General features: G+C 39.5%; 29 protein-coding genes. 13 read left to right on the top strand and 16 right to left on the bottom strand.

Features of this window, described 5'->3' with window-relative positions:
* Nucleotides 1-82 precede the first annotated feature (82 nt).
* Complete coding sequence (gene plsY / locus IQ264_RS15690; RefSeq protein ID WP_193981733.1) at nt 83-742, top strand: glycerol-3-phosphate 1-O-acyltransferase PlsY; 660 nt, start codon at nt 83-85, stop codon at nt 740-742.
* A gap of 105 nt (nt 743-847) precedes the next feature.
* On the opposite strand, the gene proC is transcribed toward plsY, so the two are convergent.
* The 6 genes from proC to der form a co-directional block, all read right to left on the bottom strand.
* Complete coding sequence (gene proC / locus IQ264_RS15685) at nt 848-1,648, bottom strand: pyrroline-5-carboxylate reductase (protein ID WP_193981731.1); 801 nt, start codon at nt 1,646-1,648, stop codon at nt 848-850.
* A gap of 233 nt (nt 1,649-1,881) precedes the next feature.
* Nucleotides 1,882-2,502: a cell division protein SepF gene (locus IQ264_RS15680; RefSeq protein ID WP_193981730.1), complete on the bottom strand. Its 621-nt coding sequence runs from the start codon at nt 2,500-2,502 to the stop codon at nt 1,882-1,884.
* A gap of 383 nt (nt 2,503-2,885) precedes the next feature.
* Nucleotides 2,886-3,569: a YggS family pyridoxal phosphate-dependent enzyme gene (locus IQ264_RS15675; protein WP_322744702.1), complete on the bottom strand. Its 684-nt coding sequence runs from the start codon at nt 3,567-3,569 to the stop codon at nt 2,886-2,888.
* Nucleotides 3,566-3,835: a transcriptional coactivator PipX gene (gene pipX / locus IQ264_RS15670; protein ID WP_193981729.1), complete on the bottom strand. Its 270-nt coding sequence runs from the start codon at nt 3,833-3,835 to the stop codon at nt 3,566-3,568. The genes IQ264_RS15675 and pipX overlap by 4 nt, the downstream gene beginning before the upstream one ends.
* Before the next feature lie 468 nt (nt 3,836-4,303).
* Nucleotides 4,304-5,263, bottom strand: a complete 960-nt coding sequence (locus IQ264_RS15665) for an energy-coupling factor transporter transmembrane component T family protein (protein WP_193981728.1) — start codon at nt 5,261-5,263, stop codon at nt 4,304-4,306.
* A 317-nt stretch (nt 5,264-5,580) separates the two neighbouring features.
* On the bottom strand, nt 5,581-6,942 hold the full coding sequence (gene der, locus IQ264_RS15660) for a ribosome biogenesis GTPase Der (RefSeq protein WP_193981727.1): 1,362 nt from the start codon (nt 6,940-6,942) through the stop codon (nt 5,581-5,583).
* Nucleotides 6,943-7,157: 215 nt separating this feature from the next.
* Here der and IQ264_RS15655 point away from each other — a divergent pair, with 215 nt between their 5' ends.
* Nucleotides 7,158-7,391, top strand: a complete 234-nt coding sequence (locus IQ264_RS15655) for a type II toxin-antitoxin system HicB family antitoxin (RefSeq protein WP_193981726.1) — start codon at nt 7,158-7,160, stop codon at nt 7,389-7,391.
* Nucleotides 7,384-7,509, top strand: a complete 126-nt coding sequence (locus IQ264_RS32985; protein WP_228061572.1) for a type II toxin-antitoxin system HicA family toxin — start codon at nt 7,384-7,386, stop codon at nt 7,507-7,509. The genes IQ264_RS15655 and IQ264_RS32985 overlap by 8 nt, the downstream gene beginning before the upstream one ends.
* A 154-nt stretch (nt 7,510-7,663) precedes the next feature.
* Here IQ264_RS32985 and IQ264_RS15645 read toward each other — a convergent pair whose 3' ends face one another.
* A complete protein-coding gene (locus IQ264_RS15645; protein ID WP_193981725.1) occupies nt 7,664-8,374 on the bottom strand; it encodes a tRNA1(Val) (adenine(37)-N6)-methyltransferase in 711 nt (236 codons plus the stop codon).
* A gap of 10 nt (nt 8,375-8,384) precedes the next feature.
* Nucleotides 8,385-11,642, bottom strand: coding sequence for a PAS domain S-box protein (locus IQ264_RS15640; protein ID WP_193981724.1), 3,258 nt, complete (start codon nt 11,640-11,642; stop codon nt 8,385-8,387).
* A 266-nt stretch (nt 11,643-11,908) separates the two neighbouring features.
* Between IQ264_RS15640 and IQ264_RS15635 the strand changes: the two genes are divergently transcribed.
* The 4 genes from IQ264_RS15635 to IQ264_RS15620 all read left to right on the top strand — a co-directional run bounded on the left by IQ264_RS15635 (nt 11,909) and on the right by IQ264_RS15620 (nt 15,026).
* Complete coding sequence (locus IQ264_RS15635; protein WP_193981723.1) at nt 11,909-12,181, top strand: DUF4212 domain-containing protein; 273 nt, start codon at nt 11,909-11,911, stop codon at nt 12,179-12,181.
* A gap of 298 nt (nt 12,182-12,479) precedes the next feature.
* Entirely contained in the window at nt 12,480-14,168 is a 1,689-nt protein-coding gene (locus tag IQ264_RS15630; RefSeq protein ID WP_193981722.1) for a sodium:solute symporter family protein, read from the top strand.
* A 199-nt stretch (nt 14,169-14,367) separates the two neighbouring features.
* Nucleotides 14,368-14,607 carry a DUF2281 domain-containing protein gene (locus tag IQ264_RS15625; protein WP_193981721.1) on the top strand — a complete coding sequence of 80 codons (240 nt, stop codon included), beginning with the start codon at nt 14,368-14,370 and terminating at the stop codon, nt 14,605-14,607.
* The gene (locus IQ264_RS15620; RefSeq protein WP_193981720.1) at nt 14,604-15,026 is read left to right on the top strand and encodes a type II toxin-antitoxin system VapC family toxin; all 423 of its coding nucleotides are present in this window, start codon (nt 14,604-14,606) and stop codon (nt 15,024-15,026) included. The genes IQ264_RS15625 and IQ264_RS15620 overlap by 4 nt, the downstream gene beginning before the upstream one ends.
* Nucleotides 15,027-15,082: 56 nt before the next feature.
* On the opposite strand, the gene IQ264_RS15615 is transcribed toward IQ264_RS15620, so the two are convergent.
* A complete protein-coding gene (locus IQ264_RS15615) occupies nt 15,083-15,547 on the bottom strand; it encodes a ubiquinol-cytochrome c reductase iron-sulfur subunit (RefSeq protein WP_193981719.1) in 465 nt (154 codons plus the stop codon).
* Nucleotides 15,548-15,552: 5 nt separating this feature from the next.
* Here IQ264_RS15615 and IQ264_RS33450 point away from each other — a divergent pair, with 5 nt between their 5' ends.
* Nucleotides 15,553-15,684, top strand: a complete 132-nt coding sequence (locus IQ264_RS33450; protein WP_265583051.1) for a hypothetical protein — start codon at nt 15,553-15,555, stop codon at nt 15,682-15,684.
* 269 nt (nt 15,685-15,953) lie between these two features.
* Here the strand turns inward: IQ264_RS33450 and IQ264_RS15610 are convergent, their stop codons facing one another.
* From IQ264_RS15610 to glsA, 3 genes are all read right to left on the bottom strand, one after another.
* On the bottom strand, nt 15,954-16,238 hold the full coding sequence (locus tag IQ264_RS15610) for a peptidase (protein ID WP_193981718.1): 285 nt from the start codon (nt 16,236-16,238) through the stop codon (nt 15,954-15,956).
* Nucleotides 16,239-16,366: 128 nt separating this feature from the next.
* Complete coding sequence (locus IQ264_RS15605; RefSeq protein ID WP_193981717.1) at nt 16,367-16,594, bottom strand: hypothetical protein; 228 nt, start codon at nt 16,592-16,594, stop codon at nt 16,367-16,369.
* Between the two features lie 271 nt (nt 16,595-16,865).
* Nucleotides 16,866-17,840, bottom strand: a complete 975-nt coding sequence (glsA, locus tag IQ264_RS15595; protein ID WP_193981715.1) for a glutaminase A — start codon at nt 17,838-17,840, stop codon at nt 16,866-16,868.
* Between the two features lie 117 nt (nt 17,841-17,957).
* Between glsA and IQ264_RS15590 the strand changes: the two genes are divergently transcribed.
* The gene (locus IQ264_RS15590) at nt 17,958-18,926 is read left to right on the top strand and encodes an SGNH/GDSL hydrolase family protein (RefSeq protein WP_228061571.1); all 969 of its coding nucleotides are present in this window, start codon (nt 17,958-17,960) and stop codon (nt 18,924-18,926) included.
* Between the two features lie 43 nt (nt 18,927-18,969).
* Nucleotides 18,970-19,989, top strand: coding sequence for a sodium:calcium antiporter (locus IQ264_RS15585; RefSeq protein WP_193981713.1), 1,020 nt, complete (start codon nt 18,970-18,972; stop codon nt 19,987-19,989).
* A 61-nt stretch (nt 19,990-20,050) separates the two neighbouring features.
* Here IQ264_RS15585 and IQ264_RS15580 read toward each other — a convergent pair whose 3' ends face one another.
* The gene (locus tag IQ264_RS15580) at nt 20,051-20,245 is read right to left on the bottom strand and encodes a hypothetical protein (protein WP_193981712.1); all 195 of its coding nucleotides are present in this window, start codon (nt 20,243-20,245) and stop codon (nt 20,051-20,053) included.
* A gap of 320 nt (nt 20,246-20,565) precedes the next feature.
* Between IQ264_RS15580 and IQ264_RS15575 the strand changes: the two genes are divergently transcribed.
* Nucleotides 20,566-20,871 carry a Mo-dependent nitrogenase C-terminal domain-containing protein gene (locus tag IQ264_RS15575; protein WP_193981711.1) on the top strand — a complete coding sequence of 102 codons (306 nt, stop codon included), beginning with the start codon at nt 20,566-20,568 and terminating at the stop codon, nt 20,869-20,871.
* A gap of 25 nt (nt 20,872-20,896) precedes the next feature.
* Here the strand turns inward: IQ264_RS15575 and IQ264_RS15570 are convergent, their stop codons facing one another.
* Nucleotides 20,897-21,397 (bottom strand): 2TM domain-containing protein, encoded by a 501-nt coding sequence (locus tag IQ264_RS15570; RefSeq protein ID WP_193981710.1) that lies wholly within the window; start codon nt 21,395-21,397, stop codon nt 20,897-20,899.
* 302 nt (nt 21,398-21,699) lie between these two features.
* Here IQ264_RS15570 and IQ264_RS15565 point away from each other — a divergent pair, with 302 nt between their 5' ends.
* Nucleotides 21,700-22,794, top strand: coding sequence for a site-2 protease family protein (locus IQ264_RS15565; protein WP_193981709.1), 1,095 nt, complete (start codon nt 21,700-21,702; stop codon nt 22,792-22,794).
* Nucleotides 22,795-22,871: 77 nt separating this feature from the next.
* Here IQ264_RS15565 and IQ264_RS15560 read toward each other — a convergent pair whose 3' ends face one another.
* Both IQ264_RS15560 and IQ264_RS15555 read right to left on the bottom strand, forming a co-directional pair.
* A complete protein-coding gene (locus IQ264_RS15560) occupies nt 22,872-23,570 on the bottom strand; it encodes a hypothetical protein (protein WP_193981708.1) in 699 nt (232 codons plus the stop codon).
* A gap of 5 nt (nt 23,571-23,575) precedes the next feature.
* The gene (locus IQ264_RS15555; RefSeq protein ID WP_193981707.1) at nt 23,576-24,205 is read right to left on the bottom strand and encodes an AAA family ATPase; all 630 of its coding nucleotides are present in this window, start codon (nt 24,203-24,205) and stop codon (nt 23,576-23,578) included.
* Nucleotides 24,206-24,620: 415 nt separating this feature from the next.
* Here IQ264_RS15555 and IQ264_RS15550 point away from each other — a divergent pair, with 415 nt between their 5' ends.
* Nucleotides 24,621-24,785 carry an ATP-binding protein gene (locus IQ264_RS15550; RefSeq protein WP_322744703.1) on the top strand — a complete coding sequence of 55 codons (165 nt, stop codon included), beginning with the start codon at nt 24,621-24,623 and terminating at the stop codon, nt 24,783-24,785.
* Nucleotides 24,786-24,800 lie beyond the last annotated feature (15 nt).

The following is a 24,800-nucleotide window of genomic DNA, read 5'->3' as shown; positions in this document are numbered from 1 at the left end:
GGACTGGGGACTGGGGGTTGGGTAAGGGAATAAAGTTACCTTTACCCAATTCGTATGAACATTTTTTACTACAAATAAGGGGATTGAGGTGGGGATAACTATTAGTGTTGGGTTGTTGTTAGTGGCTTATTTGTTGGGTTCTTTTCCCACTGGTTTTTTAGCTGCTAAATTGTTGAAAGGCATTGATATTCGGGAGCAAGGTTCCGGTTCAATTGGCGCGACAAATGTGCTGCGAACTTTGGGAAAAGGGCCTGCAATTGTTGTATTGTTAGTTGATGCGTTGAAGGGTGCTTTGGCGATCGCTCTCGCCAACTGGATTTATCCTTTTACTAATAACGAAATACCTTTACCTTGGTTAGTTATTTTAGCAGGATTATTCGCTATTATCGGGCACAGTTTACCCGTTTGGTTGAATTTTAAAGGTGGAAAATCAGTGGCTACAAGTTTAGGCATTCTGTTAGCAATGTCCTGGCAAGTAGGGTTAGCAACTTTGGGTGTTTTTGCCGTTGTGGTGGCAATTACCAGGATAGTTTCGATTAGTTCGATCGCGGGTGCGATCGCAGTTTCTCTATTCATGATTTTGTTTAAACAACCACTGCCATATTTAATATTTGCTATTGCCGCAGGTGTTTATGTAATTTGGCGACACCGCAGCAATATTCAACGGATAATTGCAGGTACAGAACCGAAAGTTGGGCAAAAATTAGCAACTGAAACTGAGCAAAGTTTAGAGGGTAGTTAAATTTAGGCGGGAATTTTTAATTAATTTTAGAACGCAGATGAATGCAGATGAACCGACCTTTTGAAAAGATATTTATTCTCTCCCTCTGCACCTCTGCGCCTCTGCTTAACCGCCTAATTCTTTCGATCTGCGATAAGCTGCTTTGACTGCTTCAATGATTGCCGATCGCAAACCTGCTTTTTCTAACTCAGCTATTCCCGCAATTGTTGTACCACCCGGACTTGTTACTCTGTCTTTTAACTCAGCTGGGTGCATTCCTGATTCTTTTAAAAGTTGGGCTGTACCAAGTACTGTTTGTAATGCTAACTGAGATGCGATCGCTCTTGGTAAACCCGCCGCTACCCCACCATCACTTAAAGCTTCAATTAATATTGCCACATAACCGGGGCCTGAACCCGAAAGTCCAGTCACCGCATCCAACATACTTTCGGGAACTTCCACCACTTCGCCCACAGCTTGAAAGATGCGTTTTGCTTGTTCGAGGTGTTCCGGTTTTACTAGCTTACCAGATGCGATCGCACTGATCCCCGCCCCCACCGTCGCTGGAGTATTCGGCATCGTGCGAATTACAGCTTGCTGAGGAAACGCCTTTTCCAACTTACTTAAAGGCACTCCAGCTAAAATCGAAATGATTAACGAAGATGCTGGAACTTCGGATAATTCGATCGCCACCGCCTCAAATACCTGCGGTTTAATTGCCAAAAATAACACCTCAGATGCGATCGCAACTTCCCGATTTTCTCCTGTTACCCCAACGCCATATTTTTGAGCCAAAAAACTGCGTCGTGAAGGTAAAGGATCGCTAACTAAAACATCCGATCCTTGATAAATTCCCAGATTAATTAAGCGGGATAAGAGAGCTTCTCCCATTACCCCGCCACCAATCACACCAAACTTAATTGTCATTTCTTATTTGTCAATAATCATGTGAAATTAAGTAGTAAGTAGTGGGTTTAAGTTTTAATTTTTCAATTAATTGAGATCTTGCACCAAGAGGCGGAGCCTCTGTTTCTCGTTCCCAGGTTCAACCTGGGAACGAGGTGAAAGGAGGTTCTACCTCCATTGCTGCAAGATCTGAGTTAAAAAACTCAAAAAAACAAATTTTCCCACTACCCACTACCTACTACCTACTACCTACTTTAAAGAGACTGAATGAAACGTTGTTCAGCGGGGTTTGTCCAATTTGGTGCTGGAGTTGTCCGAGTAGGACGGACTGGTTGGTTTTGAGGTACTTCGTGAATTACACCAGACTGGGTGCTAACTTGTACGCAGCTAGGAGTAAACAAGAAAATGCTTTCGCCAATTCTTTCTTGATGACCATCGATCGCGTAAGTACCACCTGCAATAAAGTCTACTGCCCTTTGTGCTTGGTCGGGGTCCATCATTGTCAGGTTTAATACTACTGACTTCCGTTCCCGCAAAGCTTGAATTGCTTGGGGCATTTCTTCAAAAGTGCGAGGTTCCATCACCAGTACTTCCGAAAAGCCGTTGGTAACTCCAGGCATTCCAATCACGTTGTTCATTGTTGAGCTAATATTTGTAGTTGTGGTTGCGGTTGTGGTTTCTGGTACTACACTCATACGTTCGCGTATCCGACGACGCTGGCGATTGTCTTCTTCTGTTGTAGTTGGTTGGGTATTCTGTTCTTGGTAGGTGTTTTGGTACTTACCTCTTTCGTCTACCTCATCGTATTCATCGTACTCGTAAGCCGCTGGTTCATTAAGACCAACGAAGTCCTTGAGTTTGCTAAAGATATTCACGGTTTTTACACTCCATTGAAACTAGAGTTCAGTGATGTGCCAGACTTGAAATGTGAAACAGTTTAAGACTGGCGGCTCTGCGGAAGATTTGTCTTCGAGAGCAAGAGTTTTATAGTGAAGCCTACACCCAACCCTACTAGTATAAGTATCCCTGCATTAATCAAGGCTACCCGACAATTTAGCTGAGATTCGCTTCGACGATTTAAACTAAGGTACTGAACCGAAAAAGCACCCTATTTTATTTATCACGTCTTGACGCTGGAAATATATTAGCGAATGCTTGGTTTAATTCTACAGGTGAATAAGAAGAATCAATGCTGAATTTCCAGAAATAAATTTTTCCTTTAGTTTACAGCTTTCTTAGTCTCTAACACCATTCGATATCAAGACCGCGCTCCAAATAGTGTGCGTCCTAAGCGTACCATTGTCGTACCTCCTTGGACTGCTAAATGATAATCGCCTGACATTCCCATTGACAAGTGTTGCATTTGAATATTAGACCAATTTTGCTCCTGAATTTTTGCTGCTAGGGAGCGTGTATTTTGAAACAACGTCAAAATTTCCTCTTCGTTTAAATTCAGGGGAGCAATAGTCATTAAGCCTTTTATTTGTAAGTTTTGGCACTCATTAAGTGCGGGTAACTCTGTGAAAAGTTCCTCCTCTGTCCAACCATACTTATTGGGATCGGGTAGTAGTTTTACTTGGAGCAAAACTTGAGGATTTATTGACAAAGATTTTGCCAAATGATCCAATGATTGAGCTAACTTTAAACTGTCAAGAGAATGAATCCACTGAAAATGTTCCAAGGCTTTTTTCGCCTTGTTAGTTTGTAAATGCCCAATTAAGTGCCAAGTGATATCGGGTAAATCTTGCAGTTGAGATTGTTTGGCTGCGGCTTCTTGGACACGACTTTCACCAAAGTCGCGAATGCCTGCTGTGTATGCTTCCCGCATTGCCTCTACTGATACTTGTTTGCTAACAGCAATTAAGCGAACGGTTTCTGGTAGCTGTTGGCGAACGGTGGCAATGCGATCGGTAATAGTGGTAAACAATTGAGAGGAACTCATTGAAAGGTGCGCTGGTGAATTTTCATCAGCTTATCGTATTCTTCAGTTTGACCTGCACGCCTTAACATTCTAAGACGATTTTCTACCAATAGGCGCGAGTCAGAACGGCTAATAGGTTCGCAAGTTAGTCCAGCAACGGAGGTGGTTACTAAAAAAAACAGACGCTGGGCATAGAGTGTGGTATACAACTCTTTATGTTCTTCCAACACGCAAACTCGATAAAGCAGGCCAAATGTAGGATGATTTAGGTAAGTCTCGTTACTCATTAATTCGTCAAATTGGGATAATTAATAACGGTTTCGGCTATAAAAATTGACATGGCAGGACAGTATGGATGAGTGCATCTGTTGGAGAAAATAGCAAACGCTTTGTTCTAAAGGAGTATAAACTTTTTGCTTGCATCTTTCACCAAACAAAGCACTTGTATCTTTACCCTCGCTATCCAAAGTAGTTAATTTCTATTACTCATTAATTACTCTATAGCAACTAGGGTCATTTGATGACAATAACAGATTGCTATTTTACAACGAATGATGAGCGATGATTTATGGTGTAATTTGCTACTAATGCAAGTTGCTAGTTATTAATTCTTTCCTATTCCCCCCTTGAGTAAGGGGGGTAGTGGGGGGATCTAAGGCTATGATTACTAGGTTTTGATCCCCCCAACCCCCCTTAACAAGGGGGGCTAAGAAAGAGTCAGACTTGTAAATAGCAACTTATGGTACTAAACGTTATCACATCTCTCCATTACCCCAAATTACGCGCATTCCCCAAAATATGGCTAATCCTGCCATTGCTAACCAATCGATTCTGAGAAATCGCAATTGGTGCCATTTTACTTGATGTTGATTTGGGCTAGTAAAACCCCGTACTTTCATGGCGCTAGAGATTTGTTCGGCGCGTAATAACAGGTTTTGTAGCAACCTTTCGGCAACCATTAACCAAACTTTGATACTTCTGCGAATACCTAATTTTTTCCAGTTAATTGCCCTTGTCCAGATCGATCGCACTAAGTTCTGGATCTCTTCTAATACTAAAGGAATAAACCGCAAAGATAAAGTTAATGTTAGCGCAATTTCAGTGACAGGCCAATTAAATTTTTGCAAAGGCTGCATTAAACTTTCAATTCCGGTGGTAATTTCTTCGGGTGCGGTTGTTAATAAGAACAGGTTGGTACTATAAATTAAGGTGAATAGTAAAGTACTAACGCGAATTGCTAACTCTAAAGACCTGCGAGTAACGGTAAATGGCCCACTTTTGAATAAGGTATAATTATATTCTGAAAAATCCCAAGCTTTTGACTGTGACTTTTGTGGTTGACTAATTTGCGGAGTTTGCTTGTTTGCTGTTTGAAGAGTTGTGGGAGTAACAGGAATTACGCCATTTTCGGGGAGTCTTGGTTGATAACTTACTGCTAGTCCGTCTGGTGCGATCGCGCTTAAAATAAAAACCAGAACACTTAAAATTAGCAACCAACCCATTTGTTGTTTCCAGACTCGCAAAGGAATTCTGGCTGTTAATGTAAGTAAAATTAATAATAACACTAACCCTATTCGCAAAAAAGAATTTGCTAAAATTGGCGCAAATAAAAAACTCATTAACCAGGCAAGTTTCACTCTGGGATCGAGTTTATGTAACCAAGTAATTGGTTGTTCTAAGTAAAGTCCTAATGGTAAGGTTTTTAATAAGTCCATGTTTGTCCTTCGTCATTGATAATTAGAGTTCTTGCAAAAGCCGAAATTTTTATTTTTTACCACAGATGAATACAGATGAACACAGATAAACACAGATGCTATATGGAGGTTATCTGTTTTTGTACGAGTTTTTTTTGTACTGAGATTCAAGCAGATTAACGCAGATGGTTTATAGATGTTATCTGTTTTTGCTTATGTTCTGTTTACAGATGATATTGATGGTGTATCGGCTTTTGCAAGATGTTTAGTAAGTAGTAGGTAATGATTTTATCTAGTTTACTTTACTTACTACTTTTTACCAAGAGCTATGAACAATGTTAAACACGAGTTGCGCGGTTTTTACTTCCACTTTCTACTTCTCGTGATTTTTTGCCGCGCCAAAGTAACCGTAATGGTGTACCTTTGAAGCCTAATTGTTTGCGGAATTGGCTTTGAATATAGCGGCGGTAGTTATCATTAAAACGTTCGGACTCGTTGACGAAAAGGACAATTGTTGGTGGTTCGCTGGCGACTTGTGTTCCGTAATAAAGTTTGCCTTGTTTACCCTGACGGCTAACAGGTGGACTATGCCATCTTAAGGCTTCTTCTATTACTTCATTAATTACCGCAGTGGATACTCGACGTTTATGTTCGGCGGCGGCTATTTCCACCAAATCAAGGATTTTTTCTACTCTTTGTCCGGTTTGGGCACTCACAAAAATTCCTTCAGCCCAATCCATAAAATTCAAGCGCGATTTTAGGTCTTCTTGATGATCGTAAATGGTGTAAGAATCTTTTTCTACTGCATCCCATTTATTAACAACAATTACACAGGCGCGACCTTCTTCTTCAATGCGTCCGGCTAATTTTTGGTCTTGTTCGGTAACGCCATCTAAGGCATCAATTACTAATAAGACAACATCGGCGCGACGGATGGCTTTGAAAGCGCGGTTAATGCCGAAGAATTCTGGGCCGTATTCGACGTTTTTCTTTTTGCGAATTCCGGCGGTGTCAATTAAACGAAACTGCTTGTCGTTGTGTTGAATAACGGTGTCGATCGCATCTCTAGTAGTTCCCGAAATTGGGCTAACAATTGCTCGATTTTCACCAACAAAAGCGTTTAATAAACTTGATTTACCGACATTCGGACGACCGACAATTGCTACTTTAATTTCTTCGGTGTCGTCTACTTCTTCAATTGGTGGCAAATAGGTAATTAATTGATCGAGTAATTCCCCTGTGCCGTTACCATGAATACCGGAAACAGGGTAAGGTTCGCCTAATCCTAATTCCCAAAATTGGGCAGCTTGTGTTAAACCTTGATCGGGAGATTCACATTTATTAACTGCTAAAAGAAGAGGTACAGTTTGAGCGCGTAACCATTCTGCGATTTCTTCATCTCCTGCTGTTGGCCCTGCTTGTCCATCTACTACAAATATAGCTGCACTTGCTTCAGCTAATGCTGCCATTGCCTGTTCGCGGATCAAAGGTAAAAATTCGGTGTCGTCATCAAAAACTAAACCACCAGTATCAACAACAGTAAATTCACGATCGCACCAGTAAGCACGACGATAAGTGCGATCGCGTGTTACTCCAGGTTCATCATGAACAATAGCATCTTTTCCCCCTGCCAAACGGTTGACAATGGTAGATTTGCCCACATTAGGGCGACCGATAATAGCGACTACAGGCAATGGCATGATTAAAAAACAAAAAGGCAGTAATGGTGTTGAAGGTTCAACCTTACTATTCTAGCTACTAGTTCACAGTATGTAGTTGCGCTTTTGCGCCAAAAACCCCAAAAAACAAAAAATATCTGTATTTTTGTCTTTGTATTCTACAGGAAAGCTATATCTACATCTGAACTTTTAATTTATCATAATTAGTATACGATAAATTAATTGTTCCTATCAATATGAAATTGCGACAAAACATAAATGCTTTTATCCGTCCGGGCGAACAGAAAGGCTATGTAGCTGAGTGCCTAGAAATTTCTGTAGTAACGCAGGGAGAAACATTAGATGAAGTGGCAAAAAATCTGGTTGAAGCTGTTATTCTCCATTTGGAAGATGAAGATCCTGTTGAATTTGGATTAGTTGCTAAACCGACAATTATATTAACTTTTGAATTACAGCCAGAATATGCCTAGACTTAAAAGATTATCGGGTGCAGAAGTAGTTGCTATTTTAGTTAATTTTGGCTTTCAGGTATATAGCCAAAAGGGTAGTCACATCAAACTGCGTCGCCAAGGAATTGCGGGAAAATAAACTCTCACAGTCCCTAATCATGCAGAGTTAGATACAGGAACTTGTAAAGCAATTTTTAGACAGGCAAGCAAATATATTCCTGAGTCAGAGTTATATCCTTATTTTTATAGTTTGTAATTTTCCGTAATATTGCATAATTTTAATGTTTTATTAGTTAATACTTTAAATAAAATTCTTTAATTAAAGCCACGAAATCGGCGCTGTAAGTATGTCTCGTTGTTTCTATTACTAGCGTACTTTCTTGATATTCCAATTTAGTTTTACCAAATTCTAGCAATATGCGTTTAATTGGACTTTGCAAGGTTGATTTAACGTAGAGTTTGCGCTGACAATAAAACCCAAAAGTTTCAGCTTTTTCTTGAAAGGTTTCGGCTTGTTCGGTTGGATAAATTATGGCTAATCTGCCATCTTCACAAAGTAGCTTTTCGGCAATTTGTAATAGATCAAATTGGTCAAGTGAATCAGTATGTCTGGCTAGGTTTCTGGCTTCGATCGCAGCTTTGGAAGCGTTAGTAAAAAATGGAGGATTAGAAATTAACAGATTGTAGCGTTTTGCACAATTAATTGCGTAATGTTGGATAGAATTATGATATAGTTGAATGCGATTTGACCAAGGGGAATTATTGATATTTTCTTTGGCTTGATTACAGGCATCTAAATCAATTTCTACAGCATCAATTTGAGCGGGCGAACGTTGGGCTAACATTAAGGCAATTAAACCTGTTCCGGTGCCAATATCGAGAATTTCTTGGGTGTTGGTTATGTTTGTCCAAGCACCTAATAAAACGCCATCTGTGCCGACTTTCATGGCACAACGATCGTGAAATACCGTAAACTGTTTAAAGCGAAAGTAAGGATTGGGCATGAGAAAATTATCACCAAGTACTATCGATAAAGAAACGATTACGCCCGTGTGATTTTGCTTGGTAGAGGGCGCGATCGGCTGCTTCAACTAAAGCTAAAGGAACTGTTTTGGCAGTGGGAATTATTGTAGCAATCCCAACACTGATTGTGACAAATTTTGAGACAGCAGAAGCAACATGAGGAAGATATAATTCATGGATAGCTTTATGAATTTTTTGGGCAACTTTTCCCGCACCTTTACTATCAGTATGTGGTAAAATAATGGCAAATTCCTCGCCACCATAACGGGCTACTAAATCGATCGGACGTTGCACCCCTTTTCTCAGGGCTTGGGCGACAAGTTGTAAACAAATATCGCCTGCGGTGTGACCGTAGTTATCATTGTATTGTTTAAAATAATCAATGTCACAAAGAAGTAATGATAAAGGACGTTGTTCCCGAATTAAGCGAGTCCATTCTTGAGAGAGTGCGCGATCGAAACAACGGCGATTAGCAACTTGAGTTAATTGATCGATTAATGCTAAATTTTCTAGTTGTTTGTTCGCCATTTGTAATTGTTGATGCAGTTCTGATTGTTGAATTGCGATCGCTACTTGTGTCGCCAATTGTTGCAGCAATTCGCTTTCCCAAGGATACCAATGACGGGGCGAACTACAATGATGGGCTACTAACAAACCCCAAAGATTATCGCCTTGTAAGATTGGTACAATTAACTTAGCTCTTACTTGCAATTTTTCCAAAAATTCTATATGACAATCAGCAAATCCTGCCTGATAAATATCTGAAGTTGCTCGGATTGTATTGTACTGATATGACTGTCCTTTTTTCTCAACAAAATAAGTATCTGTGATTTCCATATTCAGAATTTTTCGCCAACCTTCGGCGACTGATTCTTCAACTACTATGCCACTCCAATCGGGATTAAAACGATAGATAATTACTCGATCGGTTTGCAGAAAATGTCGCACTTCATCAACTGTGGTATTTAAAATTTGCTCTATTTCTAAGGATTGACGAATGCGTTGGGCGATCGCATAAATCATCCTTTCCCTTTGGGCTTGTTGTGTTAAAGCTTCTTCTGCTTGTTTGCGAATTGTGATATCAGCAAATGATGTCACTACAGCATAAGGTTGAGTTTGATTAGGGTGAAATAGCGGCTGGGAATTAATCGAAATCCAGCTGAGATTACCATCGGGTTTATGAACTCCCATGATAATATTAAATAGCGGTTCTCCAGTGCGTAAAGTTACCATTGCGGGATGAGTTTCTCCCGGAAAAGCTGAACTATCTTCGTGAATTGCTTGCCATCGGGGATCGATCGAACTTCGCCCCATCATTTGATCGGCAGTTAACCCTAAAATTTTTTCTGCACTGTCATTACAAGCAGTAATTGTTCCATCAGCTTGCTGTAAGACAATACCTTCTGCCATTGTTGCAATTAAAGAACGATAGCGTTGTTCACTTTCGCGCAAAGCTTCTTCCATAACTTTGCGTTCAGTGATATCAGTATTCGTCCCAATCATTCGCAAAGGTTGATTATTTTCTGTGCGCTCAATTACTTTACCACGAGCTAAAATCCATTTATAAGTTCCGTCTTTACATTGCAGTCGGTATTCCTTAATGAACTGTTCAGTTTCTTTGCGAAATTGTTTTTCAATTTCCTGATAAACTTCCTCTATATCATCAGGATGAACCAACTTTTTCCAATCATTTAAATTCTTGCCCATTTCAGATTCGGCAAATCCTAGCATTTTTTTCCAGCGCCAGGAAAGGAAAAGTTCATTTGTCTGAATATTCCAATCCCAAACACCATCTCCGTTTCCTTCTAAGGCATATTGCCAGCGGGTTTCACTTTCATTTATTGCGACTAGCATTTGGATGTGTTCGCTAATATTTTCCGCAAAGGCTAAACTATATTCTTCATCATTAAACTTGACATAGTTAGCACTAATTTCCACAGGGAAAACCTGACCATCTTTTCTTTGATGTCGTCCAATAAACGTGATATGTTGATATTGTTTGAGTGCTTGCCAAGCTTTTGACCATAACTCCTGAGAAAAATCTGGATCGAAGTCATAAACTTGCATTGACTCTAACTCGGTACGAGAATAACCGAGTGCTTGGCAAGCAGCTTGATTGACGTGCAAAACTTTGCCATTTTTGTCAAACCAAGTAGCAGCAAGAGAGACAGATTCAAAGGAAATATCGGTTAAGCGGAGAGATTTTTCTAATTGTTTGCGATCGCTAATATCTTCAAATATATATAACCTGCCAAAATAGCGATCGTAAATATCCCGAACTTGGCTAGAAAAGCGGCGAATTGTCCGCCCATCGACAAATAGAATTTCATCTTCAATTGTGCTACGGTTTTCTTCACTTTGCAACGGTTTACAACTTTCAGCAAAAGCAGGAACATCTGCAATTAATCTTACACAATCGGGAATAATATCATTATTTTTTACCTTGCCTCGCCCGATTTTTTCTGCTAAATGTTCAATACCCCAAATTTCGCAAAAGCGGTGATTAAAATATAAAATTTCATCGTTGCGGTTATTTACAACATAAAACCCCAACTGAGAACTATCAGTCATAGAACGCAAAAGAGCTTCCTGACCCCGCAGTTCTTCTTCAATGCCCTGATGTGCTTGTGAAATAACTTGTTCTGTTTCGATAAACTTGTTCTTTTGTTGTAATTGATGCTGCATTTCTAATTGTTGCAAGGCAATTCCGACTTGTGCTGCAATCAATTGTAGAAATTTAATTTCCAAAGAGTTCCATTGGCGCGGACTGCTGCACTGATGAATAATTAGTAACCCCCAAATATCAGGAGAACTAGTAGCATTACCTTGAGGTGCTTGGCGCGTCACCAGAATTGGTACAACCAATTTCGCTCGGATTTGTAAAGTAATTAATAACTGTTTGTAACAAAGTTCTAGAGGTTGAGCATCAATGTCTTCTAAAATGCCGATTCTTCCTTGCTGATACTGCGCTATCCATTTGGCATTGAAGCAAGGATCATAAATCAGTTGTCCCATAATTGGTTGCCATTCGGGACTTACTGACTCTTCTGCTACTACTCCATCTCCATCGGGTAGGAAACGATAGATGATGGCTCGATCGCTCCCCAAAACTTCGCGAACTTCCTGCACCGTGATGCTCAAAATCTCACTCAAGTCAAGGAACTGGTGAATTTGCAGGGTGAATTCTCTAACGCGATCGAATATTTGCTCTAAAGCTGTATCAGCACCAGACAGATAACGTCGGAACATCGTAAAAAAAGTACTAACTACTGTACTATTTACTACAATTATTTGCGATCAATATGTGTGATCCAAGTTTTCACAAAAAAATACTTAAAACTTACTTAGTATTGCTTGGTTTTTAGGTAATAGCTTTCACGTATCGTAATCCTACAAAGGTAAAAAATCCTGAACCGAGCAGTATTGAGAACTTACCTCAATCTCACAAGCGATCGCACGACCTATGCGATGTAAACTAATTGCTACACAATTAAGCTACAACTTGAAAAACCACGATGAATCAAAACAACCAACGTGCCTATTGGCGGGCAAATACAGCATTGATTCGCAACTTACTGATCGTTTGGGCTGTGGTTTCCTTTGGATTGAGCATATTATTGGTACAACCTCTCAACAATTTCAGAATCGGTAGTGTTCCTTTAGGTTTTTGGATCGCACAACAAGGTTCAATTTATGTGTTTGTGGGATTGATTTTTTACTACGCTTACCGAATGGAAAAACTCGATCGCAAGTATTTGAGAAAAAACGGTGATTCTCAGGGGGAATAGGGACTGGGGACAAGGGGACAAGGGGACAAGGGGACAAGGGAAGGAAGTGATAACTCAAAACACAACCAGGATTTATGGATTTACATGATGAACTGGATTGATGATTTGATTTATTGGAAGACCCTGAATTAATCTTGTTAATCCTTTCATCCTTCAATCCTGGTCAATCTTTCCCCCTAACTCAAAACGTGCTACGCACCGCTACGCTAACAAAACTCAAAACTCAAAACTCTCCCAGTTCCCAGTCTCTAGTCCCCAATACCCAACTACTAACTACCACAATCTTTGAGGTTTAATAATGTCAGCAGAAGCTTGGACGGTTGTATTAGTCATCCTTTCATTCATTGTTTACATATATATAGGATGGCACTCGCGAGTTAAGGATACGAAAGGCTTTTTTGTTGCGGATCAAGGTGTGCCGTCTTTGGCGAATGGGGCGGCGACTGCTGCTGATTGGATGTCAGCGGCTTCGTTTATTTCAATGGCAGGGATTATTTCCTTTTTAGGTTACGATGGTTCGATTTTTTTGATGGGTTGGACTGGGGGTTATGTGTTGCTGGCGCTGTTGTTGGCACCTTATCTCCGCAAGTTTGGGAAATATACTGTGCCGGATTTTGTTGGCGATCGCTATTACTCTAACGTAGCTCGTTTAGTAGCAGTAATTGCGGCAATTTTCGTGTCTTTAACTTATGTTGCTGGACAAATGCGGGGAGTTGGCATTGTTTTTAGCCGCTTTCTGCAAGTAGATATTAATACCGGAGTAATTATTGGCATGGTAATAGTTGCCTTTTTCGCCATTTTAGGTGGCATGAAAGGCATTACTTGGACTCAGGTTGCCCAGTATATTGTGTTAATTGTGGCTTATCTGATTCCCGCGATCGCAATTTCCATGTTGCTTACAGGTAATCCGATTCCGCAACTTAGTTTCACCTTCAGCGATATCATTGAAAGACTCAACACGATCCAAACTGATTTAGGTTTTCCCGCTTACACCCAACCGTTTGCTAACAAACCAATGATTGATGTGTTGTTCTTCACTATTGCTTTAATGGTGGGAACAGCTGGTTTACCGCACATCATCGTCCGATTTTACACAGTTCCTGATGTGAAAGCGGCTCGTTGGTCTGCTGGTTGGGCGTTGTTGTTCATTGCTATTCTTTATACTACCGCCCCAGCTTTGGCATCTTTTGCCCGTTACAACTTAATTGAAAGCTTGAATAACAAAACAGTTGCCGAAGTACAACAACTCGACTGGGTGAGAAAGTGGGAAAATACCGGATTATTGAAGTTTGAGGACAAAAACGGCGATGGGCGCTTTCAATTAACACCGAAAAAAGAAACCAGTGAGATTATTATCGATCGCGATATCGTGGTACTCTCAACTCCAGAAGTTGCCAAACTCGCCCCTTGGGTAATTGCCCTTGTCGCCGCAGGTGGATTAGCAGCAGCTTTATCAACAGCTTCCGGGTTATTGTTGGTAATTTCCAGTTCGATCGCTCATGATGTTTATTATCGAATGATCGATCCTGGTGCTTCGGAATCGAAACGGCTATTTGTTGGTAGAGTGATGGTGGGAATTGCGATCGTTGTTGCTGGTTATTTTGGCATCAACCCGCCCGGATTTGTTGCTGAAGTAGTCGCCCTCGCCTTCGGGTTAGCAGCAGCTAGCTTTTTCCCGATCATTGTCTTGGGTGTCTTTGACAAAAGGACTAATCGGGAAGGTGCAATTTCCGGGATGATTACAGGTTTAGTTATCACCAGTTTCTACATTTTTAGCGTCAAATTTGGCGGAATGCAACCTTGGTTCGGCATTTCCGCAGAAGGATTCGGCACTGTGGGCATGATTCTCAATTTCATCGTCACTTTGGCTGTTTCCCGCTTCACTCCCCCTCCCCCCGCAGAAGTACAAGCATTAGTAGAAGAGTTGCGAACCCCAGAACATGAACCCCCGGCATTGTCTGACATTGGCGAAGACGAATTAGATTAGAATTTGGGCACTAGGGATTGGGATTTCTGATGTAGAGACGTTATATATAACGTCTCTAGAAAGTTTTGGGTTAAGGATAATCTGGCTAATTACTAAAGTGTAAGGTTAACCTTACATCTGTGTTAATCTGTGTTCATCTGTGGATATCTGTGGTTAAGAAAAATCCTCAGTACGTAGTTGCGCTTTAGCGCTAAAAATTATGAGCATAGAACAGTTAGTAATCCAAAAGTTGCAAACCCTTTCCCCAGAAAAACAGCAAGAAGTCTTAGATTTTGTAGAATTTTTACAGTCTAAGACTTTGCCAGATGAATCTTCTAATCAACAGTTAAGCGAATCTGCTTCTTTTTTAACTCTTGCCCAAAAATGGGTGGGGTGTGTTGATGCACCAAGCGATCTTTCGACTAACAAAAAGTATCTGGATGGCTATGGCAACGAATGAGGCAGCGTGTACTTTTAGATACTGGCCCTTTGGTGGCTTCTCTCAATCGTCGAGATAATTTTCATCAATGGGTAACGGCAGAGTTAACAACAATTGAACCGCCTTTATTGACTTGTGAGGCAGTACTTTCAGAAGCTTGTTTTCTGTTGCGAAAATTTTACCCAGGACAGCAGGCGGCGATCGCTTTAGTTAACAGCGGACTCATTCAAATACCCTTCTGTTTGCAAGAAGAAGCTGAGATTATTGATGAACTAATGAGTCGTTACCAGTCTGTACCAATGTCTCTGGCTGATGCCTGTTTAGTGCGGATGGCTGAACAGTATTCTGGAAGTACTATTTTAACTTTCGATCGCGATTTTTTAATTTATCGCAAGAATAGAAATGAAGCGATTCCTTTGATTATACCAGAAAATACTTAATTACTGATGCTGCTTTAGCGCCAGATATAGCGCTAAAGCGCAACTACGTACTTTTTTTAACCCGCTTTCACTACAACAGAATTACCTTCAATTTTTGCTTGGTAAGTTGCCAAAGGTTTCTTAGCAGGGCCTTTTAAAACTTTCCCATCTGGGGCAAATTCTGAATCATGGCAAGGACAATCAAAAAGCTTTTCGTCTTTCTTCCATTTAACTGTACAGTTGTTATGAGTACAAGTAGGATTAACAGCAATTAAACCGTTAGGATCGTTGGGATTCTTAATTACCAAAACTGGGCCTACTGGAGATTTTTTATTGAGAATTTGCCCATCTTTATCTAGTGCTGCTGCTGTACCAACAGATTGAAAACCGCTAGATTGGGCGATAGTAACTGATGTATTTGTTGTGGGGGTTTCCGCGTTAGCTGAGTTGTTGGAGTTGGGTAGGCAACTGGCGATCGCCACTGGCAAAGAACTAGCGACTGCACTGACACTCACCCAACCGAAAAATTCACGACGATTCATAAGTAATGTTAGTTAATGTTGGTAAAAGCTATGCACCATTACCTATTACGGCACAACAGCCCCGGAATAAATCTAGGGAAGTTATGACTTTTCTGGTGCAAGTTCTGAGGAAAAATCAAGCATTAATGTCAATGTAATATATTGTACTATATCTTCGACAATTAATGCTTCGTTACGACTTAGACTATTTTCAGGAACAAATTCTGGGGTTCTCCGCATTCAGGACAGTTAGCAATTTGACGAATATTGAGAGAAGGTTTCATGATTTAATATCCTTAACTTAACCAAGTAGAAAAACTACTAAAAGCACAGAAAGATAAAGTAACTCTTCAGAGTTAAAAAGGCACTCTTTTAACTCTCAAAATGTAATCAGTAAATCAGTCAACCTACCACTTAAGATTCAAGATTAGTTGCTTGAATTTTCGGAAGAACGGCGTTTATTGAACAAAGTAGTCATACTCAAACCAGTTACTAGCAAGGCTATTAACGCTACACCATTTAAAATGGGGAAAAACTTGTCTAAATGGATGATTTCTAGAGTATGAAGTTTCAGCAAAAATGTGGATATTTCTTCTTGTTCAAACCATTCATCAAAAATGGTGTAGCCTACCCCTGAAATCACGGTTAAAATTAAAGGCAAGGCAGCAACGATCGCAATTTGCCGATGATACTTCCGAAAAGCACGATTCATAAATTACCTCAAAAATCAACTGTAAGACTGAATACTGATTTTATATTACTGTACTGTGCTAACGTTGCCCTTAAAGATTAGAACTAAAAGGTAAAGAAGTAGAGTAGATGGAAAAAGTTCCCTAATTGCTAATTTTTCACAATTGCCACAATTACAAAGCGATCGAAACGCTTCATAAAAAGAGTAACTGTTCCCCCTTTTGGAGTATATTGCAGTGCATTTTCGATTAAATTAGCAAATAAACGAGTGAACTTAGTTGCATCTCCTTTGACAAAAACATCTGTTAGCAAATATGACTTGAGAGTAATTCCCTTTTCTTCTGCTTGCAGTTCTAAAAAATCAACCAAAATTATCATAATATTTGGTCATTTATTATTGGTAATTAAAAAGCATTTATTTATTCATACTTTATTCTGCTACCAAGTAACGATTACTTAAAATTTGCGTTGGCGTAGCCTGCCGTTGGCATATCGCCTAATTCCCACCCTAATTTTGCTGACAGAATGCAAGTAATTCAATTTATGAAAAACTTGGCAATTTTGGGAGGATTATTAATGGTGTATTATTATGGTTCCGGGCGAGTTAGCTTGGATGAAAAAATCTGATTTAAGTACATTTACAAGCGAATCAATTTCCGTTAAACTTACAACTTCCCCGCAAATAATCAAAAATATGTAAGCAATACTTTTGCGAAAGTTCCTCACAAACTTTTACCCCCCGCACGCTGTTTCCTCGTTCGTCCAAAAGTGGAGAAAACACTGCTATTCCCATTTTATTTGGTACTACTACAATTAATCCGCCAGAAACTCCACTTTTTGCTGGAAGACCAACTTTATAAGCCCATTCACCTGCAAAGTTGTACATTCCACAAGTATACATCACGCTTAAAATATCGCGCACATAATCACTTTTTACTGCCTGTTCTCCCGTCACTGGATTAACACCATTATTCGCTAAAGTCGCTGCCATTACTGCCAAATCTTGACAGTTAACCATTAACGAACACTGTTGAAAATATAAATCTAAAACCTCTTCGATTTTTTGATCGATCATGCCAAAATTTAGCATTAAATGAGCCATTGCCCGGTTACGATGTCCGGTAGTTCTTTCTGACATGAACACAGAAATATCAATAAAAATATCATGACCAATATATCGGCGGAACATATCCAACATTCGGTTTAATCTTTCTGTAGGCCCTGAACCTTTAATTAAACTAGTAGTTGCGATCGCACCAGCATTTACCATTGGATTATATGGTCGTTTAGACATTTCATCTAACACAATGGAATTAAAAGCATCTCCGGTTGGTTCTACACCAACTTTTGTTAAAACATATTCTCGCCCATGTTCTTCTAGCGCCATTCCATAAACAAAAACTTTAGAAATTGACTGAATTGTAAATAAATGTTGGTAATCGCCCACTGCAAAAATTTGACCATCTATAGTCATGATGCAGATACTAAACAAATCTGGGTTGACTTTTGCCAATTCTGGAATATAGTTGGCTAATTTCCCTTCTTGTAATTGCTGATACTTAAGATGCAAATCCTGTAAGACAGACAGCAATGGCGATCGAATAACCTCAGATTCGTTAATCATAGTTTGGACAACTTACCCGCAAAATAACCTCAGCTATAACAATAACTCTAAATTTCTCTAAAATAGAAGAGAAAAACAACAACATAAATCTCGAAATCACAATATAAGGAAATGTCAATGAAAAAATGGTGGTTAGCGACTGTCGGATTTACGATTTGCTTAGTAATAATTTTAGGATCTTTCAACCCTCTTTCAGCAGAAATTTTTCCGCAAATTTATGTCTTTGGTGATAGTCTTTCCGATGTAGGTAATGTTTACCAAGCTACTAATGGTGATAATCCCCCAAATCCACCTTATTTTAAAGGACGTTATTCTAATGGCCCTGTTTGGGTAGAATATCTCGCTTCTCGCTTAAAATTAACTGTTAATGTGGAGAATGACTTTGCTTATGGAGGCGCTAAAACAGGCGATTCACAACAGTTACCTCCCGGAGTTTTAGCCCAAATTCAAAGATTTAAAGCTAAAAATTCCACCGCCAATACTAAAGCACTTTATATTATTTGGGCAGGTGCGAATGATTACCTTGGGGGCGCAACTGATACTACTGTACCTATTAATAATTTAGCTACGGCGGTCAAGCGTTTGGCAGAAATAGGGGCAAAAAATATTGTTTTGGTTAACTTGCCAGATTTAGGTAAACTTCCAGGTACACGCACAACTGAACGCGCCAAGATTCTCAGCAGTTTAACGCAAAATCATAACTTAGGATTAGCTACATCTGTGAAAAGTTTACGTCAGCAATTTGGCGATATTAATATTCGATATCTTGACGTTAATGCTTTATTTAATCAAGTTTATAATTACCCAGGTAAATACGGGTTGAATAATGTAACTCAACCTTGCTATCGGGGGGGAATTGTGTGCGATCGGCCCAATGAGTTTTTGTTTTGGGATGGTATTCATCCTTCAACTGCGGGACATAAATTATTAGTACAATTAGCCTCTCCTCAATTAAAAGCTACTTCCAAATCTGCGGCTAACTCATCAAATAAATTAGTGCTACCTTTAAGTATTCTGATATTTACTGTTTTGGCGATCGGTTTAATTATGTGGAACCAAAGAAACCGGATCGGAAATAGTTATTAAACACTAAAATAGAAGAGAAAACCGCTAAAACCCAGTATCAACATTGACTAACTTATCACTTGAAATTAGTATCGTTTTATTTATTGTTTCGGCTGCGGTAATTGTCGTCAGTGGTACTTTCATAGCTGGAATTGCCGATCGCCTAGCCCAAAAAACCAAACTCGGACAAGCATTAATGGGCGCTTTATTCTTAGGATTTAGTACCTCTTTACCGGGAATTGTTACCTCAGTCACCGCTGCTTTAGGCAACTATCCGGTATTAGCTTTGAGTAACGCGCTTGGCGATATTGCTGTGCAAACAGCCTTTTTAGGAATTGCCGATCTCACTTATTTAGAAGCGAATTTAGAATACGCTGCTGCTTCTGCTGCAACTTTAACTCAAGGAACTTTACTAATTGTTTTACTCACCATCCCGTTATTAGCAACTGCATATCCGCTGATTAATCTTTGGGGAATTCATCCCGCATCTTTTGGATTAGTTATTACTTATATTTTGGGCTTGCGTTTAGTATCAGTTGCTTACAGTTCGCCGATGTGGAAAACGCATGATACAGAAAATATTGAAGTATTAATCGAAGAGAAAGATGATTCGTCAACAATTAAGTTATGGGTATATTTCATATTACTTGCTGCTGTTCTAGCTGTTGCTGGGTATGTTGTCGAACAAGCTGGTGTTACTATTGCTAATTCCACAAATCTTTCCGAAAATGCTGTAGGTAGTTTGTTCACTGCAATTTCTACATCTTTGCCCGAATTAGTAACTACAATAGCAGCTGTACAACGTCGGGCATTTACTTTAGCAGTAAGTGGCGTTCTCGGTGGTAATAGCTTTGATGTATTAGTTTTAGCTTTGTGCGATCTCGCTTATCGCCAAGGTTCAATTTATCAAGCTTTAACAGAACACCAAGTATTTCTTTTAGCTTTAACTATTTTAATGACTGGGATTCTACTCTTGGGCTTGTTGCGGCGCGAAAAACATGGCATTGGCAACATTGGCTTTGAGAGTTTTCTGTTATTACTGTTGTATCTGGGCGGGTTTTTGTTAGTGTTTTTTTCCGGTTAAGAAATCTGGTAAAACCAAAATTGATTCTACCAGATTTACATCTGTATTAACCTTGTTAAAACTAGTAACTATCTTGACCAGGAACTTTCTCTGTATCTTTGTTAGACGAAGCTAAATTCAAAGCTGCGTCACGGATCGCTTGCCACTGGCAAAGGAGATCGTTATCGCTTAAGTCTTTGGATTTGTATTGTTTGATCGCTTCTTCGAGTTCTTGAATATTGTGAAGAACTGGTACTTCACAGGTAAGTTCTGACATAATTCCACCTCCATTGGCAGTGATGAGGCTGCGATGAACACCTTTATAGTTTTCTATTCTAATCAGATTCGGAAAATAAACTGTATGTGTAATAACAATCTGTAACTCTAGTTAATCTAATTGTGATTACTAATTACAATCTGTAATTAATTTTAACTTAAGTGAGTTAAATCACTCCTGAAACTGTTACAAGTCACTTAATAGGTAGAATGGCGATCGCAAATTTTCCTCTTATTTATCACAACAAATTGCTTTGTCAAGTCACCGGAAAAACTTGCTGTAGGGATGAAGATAAAAATATAAATTAATCAGGAAAGATTATGACTGTTATTACTAGCCACTATCACAAATCACCCAGTATTGTAGATTACATTTTACATCCAATTCGCCAATTTTTAGATGATATTGATGTGAGCGATCGCGAATTTGCTCAGTTAGTTTGCCGTTTAATTCCCTCACAATGTCCCTTTGCTAGAGATATTAAAGTGTTTGGGAAAACAATTTTACACATTCCCCCACTTTGTAAAATTAATCCCCTCTACGATCAACTGATGAGTTTACGCTTTCGGGCTTTATCTTACTTAGCCGATCGATGTGGAGAAGATATCACCATTTATTGCATTTAATTAGTCATTTGGTAAGTAAAAATGACTAATTAACTGCTTTTATTAACTTCTGGAAAAAGCCGTTAACTGTTTCTTTAAATTGGTAGCGACGATACCACTGCTGAAAAGCTCTTTCGTATTCTTCACCATCGGATTGAAACGTATTCCAGGCATTTAGTCCCAAACCTAAACCCCACAATAACAGAAGATAAAGCGACCAAGTTAAATGTCCAACTGCTACAAAGTTGAACAACATTAAAAATGAGTTTGTAATTGCATATTTACCAAAGTGTCTTTTAAATCTACTCCGACGATATAAGTTAAATTCTTGGCGCTTTCTTTGTTCTCCTTGTCTAGCTAACCATTCGGTTTCCGCTAATTCTAATGTTTGCGGAGCGATATCTAATTCTTCAGCTATTTCCCTCAGCTGTTCGCGGGAAAATTCTCCATCGTTAGCTTGCCGAGAAATGGCGATTTGGAGAATTTGCTGGATGTCTTCTTGTTTGTAATAGCGGGTGACTTGGTTGTTTTGGGATGTGGGTGTCATGGAATTTTTTATTTAAACTTAAATTTGTATATTTTCTAGGTTATGTCTTGTGACTCTGACTTGTGCTTTTTTTTTGAACCGCAGAGGACGCAGAGGACACAGAGAAGGAGGAGGAGAGGTTTAGAAGTTACTCTTATATTATGCCGAAATTGTTGGGTGATTTGTTTGCGATCGGCAAAACCGAACCGTAAAAGACGGAAAATACGATAATTGAAAAATGAAAACAATAGTTACATTTTGTCACAATTAAAAAGAACAGAGGATAAAATTATCTTCTAGAAGCTGAAATCAGAGGCAACCAAATGAACGGTTCTATTCGCATTGGTAATTTGTTTGGCATTCCCTTCTTCGTCCATCCCACTTGGTTTTTTATTTTGGGATTGGTGACGTTAAGCTATAGCAGCCAACTGGGTTTAGTACTGGGATTAATCGTAGCTTTATTGCTATTTGCCTCTGTCTTGGCGCATGAACTAGGACATAGTTTTGCTGCTATTCGTCAAGGAATAGAAGTCAAATCAATTACTTTGTTTTTGTTTGGTGGTTTGGCTAATTTAGCGGAAGAATCTAAAACTCCAGCGGGGGCTTTTTGGGTTGCGATCGCAGGCCCATTAGTGAGTTTTCTACTGTTTGGATTGTTCACATTTCTTAGTGTGGGCGCTGGCATTTCTGGGCCTTTGGCAGGAATGTTAGAATTGCTAGGTGCTATAAACCTTGCATTGGGTATATTTAACTTAATTCCTGGCTTACCTTTAGATGGTGGAAATGTTCTGAAAGCCCTAGTTTGGAAAATCACTGGTAATCCTTTTAAAGGTGTGATTTTCGCTGGTAGAGTTGGTCAAATTTTTGGTTTACTAGGAATTAGTTTTGGTCTAGCAATTGTTTTAGGATTATTAGGAAGTGGCTTTGCTGGTGGTTGGTGGTACGCATTAATTGGTTGGTTCTTGTTACAAAATGCTGGGCGTGCTACTCAGTATGCTAGATTGCAAGATCAACTCACCAATTTGAAAGCTGAGGAAGCAGTAAATCCTAACAGTCCAATTGTTTTAGAGTCAATGTCTTTGCGAAAGTTAGCTAATGATTATGTGATTGGTAAAGATGTTTGGCGTAAGTTTTTAGTCATCGATGAACAAGGACGGTTAGTTGGAGAAATTGCTGTTGATGACATGAGAACTGTTTCCACCGATCTTTGGCCCTTCACTCCCGTAAGAGAACTGACAAAACCTGTAGATCAAACTAGGGTAGTAAGTCCAAATCAATCATTGCTTGATGTGGCAAAGTTGATTGAACAAAATAATGTTACTGAACTACCTGTAGTTCAAGCTGATGGTGTGTTAGTGGGATTGCTGGAAAAAGATTCGATCGCCAAATTGTTGGAAGCCAAATTACAAAAACGCTAACCTTATAGAAGGCAGAAGGCAGAAGGTAAGAGGTAAAATTTAGGCTAATTTAACTTACTCGCCAACTGCTCTCAGTTCTAGTCCAGCAACCAAGTATTAGAGGCAAAATCATCTGAATTATCAGTTTTTTGTGAGGGGAAATGTAAGTGTTTCCCTTCTTTTCTTATTTGTTTAACTGCTAATGGTGCGGGATTTGTTGGTAATGATGCAGGTTTTGTTGGTAACTGTGCGGGTTTTGGTTGTAAGTCTTCCAGTTGTTTTCTTAACTGTTTTACTTCTTCTTCAATTGCAGAATTAGCATTTGCTAATTGCAGGGAAGTTTTCTTCGCTTCGTCTAACTCTTTTTTCATTTGGTTAGTTTTTTCTAACTTTTGTTCCTGCTGTTTTAGCAATTTTTTCTGATTTTCTAATTCTGAGTTATATTCAGCCAGTTTTTTTTCTAAACTTGCTTCATTTTGCTGGGATTTTATCAAGTGCGATCGCAATTCCCCAATCTCTTTTTGCAAACTTGCTTCATTTGCTTTAACTGTATCTAAAGCCGCTTGCAATTCTGCTACTTTTGTGTCTAATTCGGCTTTAGCAGAAGTGCTGCGTTTGGCAGAAGTTTTGTCATTGCTGCTAGCTTCTTCTGTTACTTCTTCTGCGGTAACTTCCACTGCTTCCACTGCTTGCACATCAATGACTCCGTTATCATTATTTTTAACAGTTTCATCTTCAGAATTTGAGCCTTTTTGTGCCTCTTGACGTAATAAGTCCGAAAGATTTTTTCTTGCCATAATTGTTACCTCCAATCTCGCTGTAATTCGTTAGCAACTCTGCGGTAGTCAGCTTCAGCCTCTCGCCCATTTTTGCCGCGCCAATGCGTAATTGGTACGCCATCTAAAGCGGCTCTTTCGTGAGCTTTATAAGCCCGAACAAAAGCATGACAAGCGGGGATTCCTAGTTCTAAAAGCGTGTTTTGCGCTTCTAGTGCTTCGCCCAAACTCCGCGAATCGACTTTTGTCAACAACACTCGATGGGCGACACCTTTCGGTGTCACTGCTTCCCTGACTGTTTCAATCAGTACGGCTAAATCCATTGGTGCTGGAGGTGTGGGCAAAACTAGATAATCTGCGATCGCTATTACGGCTGCTAATGCTTCCGAGTGCAGCGCCGGAGGAGTGTCTACCACAACTAAATCATAGCCTTCTATCTTGCGTAACCGATTCAAAAGTTTAGGATTTGTTTCTTTGGATAAGTCAAATCCCCAGGAATCCTTAGCTCGCTCATACCACCAACTGGCGGAACCTTGAATATCTGCATCAACTAAAAGAACTTCTGATTTCTCCGAGAGGGTTGCAGCTAAATTAATAGCTGTAGTAGTTTTTCCTACGCCTCCCTTACCGTTTAGAATTGCGATGATTTTAGGCACTGCTTACTTCCGACGCTCACTTTCCAGAATATACCGCTTTCTTCGACTTTTTTCTTAATTTTTTTATATTAAGTAAATAGGTTTTGCTCATCAGTTAACGCTGATAATCGATATGTTAAGTCGGTGGGAAGATTTTTTTGTCTTTGTTCTATGGCATTAGATAGACTGAGATCTTGCACCTCCGCTTTTAGCCCGCCCAGAAATCAATTTCTGGGCTAAGAGCTTTGAGTGCATTTTAATGGACTGAAAGTTTTTCAATTCTAAGTATTTAGTCCTCTTTAGAGGAGTTTAGCTATAAGCCTGCCAATTGATTCGCAGGCGGATTTCGGAACTGGTGCAAGATCTAATTATAACCAAATTTATCAATTGTTAAAAATATTTAAAAAAATACTGTACAGCCAGGTTTGACTAACATATTTTTACTACTAAAAAGATAGGCTCTGGCATCGGAATGGGGCTATCGATTAGCTACCAAATTATAGTAGAATCTCATGGCGGCGAGCTTTCTTGTGAGAGTACGTCAGGACAAGGAGCTACTTTTACTATTCTTTTACCAGTGGAACGATCGAAAATTATTTAGTTTTGGTTTTATGGG

It is taken from the genome of [Phormidium] sp. LEGE 05292 (assembly GCF_015207735.1).
Taxonomy (GTDB): Bacteria; Cyanobacteriota; Cyanobacteriia; order Cyanobacteriales; family Aerosakkonemataceae; genus Floridanema.
This window is presented reverse-complemented; position numbering and strand designations above follow the sequence as displayed.

Coding starts and splice junctions, on each gene's coding strand:
- proC (WP_193981731.1), bottom strand. CDS start 1,648: ATGACAATTAAGTTTGGTGTGATTGGTGGCGGGGTAATGGGAGAAGCT.
- IQ264_RS15675 (WP_322744702.1), bottom strand. CDS start 3,569: ATGAGTTCCTCTCAATTGTTTACCACTATTACCGATCGCATTGCCACC.
- pipX (WP_193981729.1), bottom strand. CDS start 3,835: ATGAGTAACGAGACTTACCTAAATCATCCTACATTTGGCCTGCTTTAT.
- IQ264_RS15665 (WP_193981728.1), bottom strand. CDS start 5,263: ATGGACTTATTAAAAACCTTACCATTAGGACTTTACTTAGAACAACCA.
- der (WP_193981727.1), bottom strand. CDS start 6,942: ATGCCATTGCCTGTAGTCGCTATTATCGGTCGCCCTAATGTGGGCAAA.
- IQ264_RS15655 (WP_193981726.1), top strand. CDS start 7,158: ATGAAATTGCGACAAAACATAAATGCTTTTATCCGTCCGGGCGAACAG.
- IQ264_RS32985 (WP_228061572.1), top strand. CDS start 7,384: ATGCCTAGACTTAAAAGATTATCGGGTGCAGAAGTAGTTGCTATTTTA.
- IQ264_RS15645 (WP_193981725.1), bottom strand. CDS start 8,374: ATGCCCAATCCTTACTTTCGCTTTAAACAGTTTACGGTATTTCACGAT.
- IQ264_RS15640 (WP_193981724.1), bottom strand. CDS start 11,642: ATGTTCCGACGTTATCTGTCTGGTGCTGATACAGCTTTAGAGCAAATA.
- IQ264_RS15635 (WP_193981723.1), top strand. CDS start 11,909: ATGAATCAAAACAACCAACGTGCCTATTGGCGGGCAAATACAGCATTG.
- IQ264_RS15630 (WP_193981722.1), top strand. CDS start 12,480: ATGTCAGCAGAAGCTTGGACGGTTGTATTAGTCATCCTTTCATTCATT.
- IQ264_RS15625 (WP_193981721.1), top strand. CDS start 14,368: ATGAGCATAGAACAGTTAGTAATCCAAAAGTTGCAAACCCTTTCCCCA.
- IQ264_RS15620 (WP_193981720.1), top strand. CDS start 14,604: ATGAGGCAGCGTGTACTTTTAGATACTGGCCCTTTGGTGGCTTCTCTC.
- IQ264_RS15615 (WP_193981719.1), bottom strand. CDS start 15,547: ATGAATCGTCGTGAATTTTTCGGTTGGGTGAGTGTCAGTGCAGTCGCT.
- IQ264_RS33450 (WP_265583051.1), top strand. CDS start 15,553: ATGTTAGTTAATGTTGGTAAAAGCTATGCACCATTACCTATTACGGCA.
- IQ264_RS15610 (WP_193981718.1), bottom strand. CDS start 16,238: ATGAATCGTGCTTTTCGGAAGTATCATCGGCAAATTGCGATCGTTGCT.
- IQ264_RS15605 (WP_193981717.1), bottom strand. CDS start 16,594: ATGATAATTTTGGTTGATTTTTTAGAACTGCAAGCAGAAGAAAAGGGA.
- glsA (WP_193981715.1), bottom strand. CDS start 17,840: ATGATTAACGAATCTGAGGTTATTCGATCGCCATTGCTGTCTGTCTTA.
- IQ264_RS15590 (WP_228061571.1), top strand. CDS start 17,958: ATGAAAAAATGGTGGTTAGCGACTGTCGGATTTACGATTTGCTTAGTA.
- IQ264_RS15580 (WP_193981712.1), bottom strand. CDS start 20,245: ATGTCAGAACTTACCTGTGAAGTACCAGTTCTTCACAATATTCAAGAA.
- IQ264_RS15575 (WP_193981711.1), top strand. CDS start 20,566: ATGACTGTTATTACTAGCCACTATCACAAATCACCCAGTATTGTAGAT.
- IQ264_RS15570 (WP_193981710.1), bottom strand. CDS start 21,397: ATGACACCCACATCCCAAAACAACCAAGTCACCCGCTATTACAAACAA.
- IQ264_RS15565 (WP_193981709.1), top strand. CDS start 21,700: ATGAACGGTTCTATTCGCATTGGTAATTTGTTTGGCATTCCCTTCTTC.
- IQ264_RS15560 (WP_193981708.1), bottom strand. CDS start 23,570: ATGGCAAGAAAAAATCTTTCGGACTTATTACGTCAAGAGGCACAAAAA.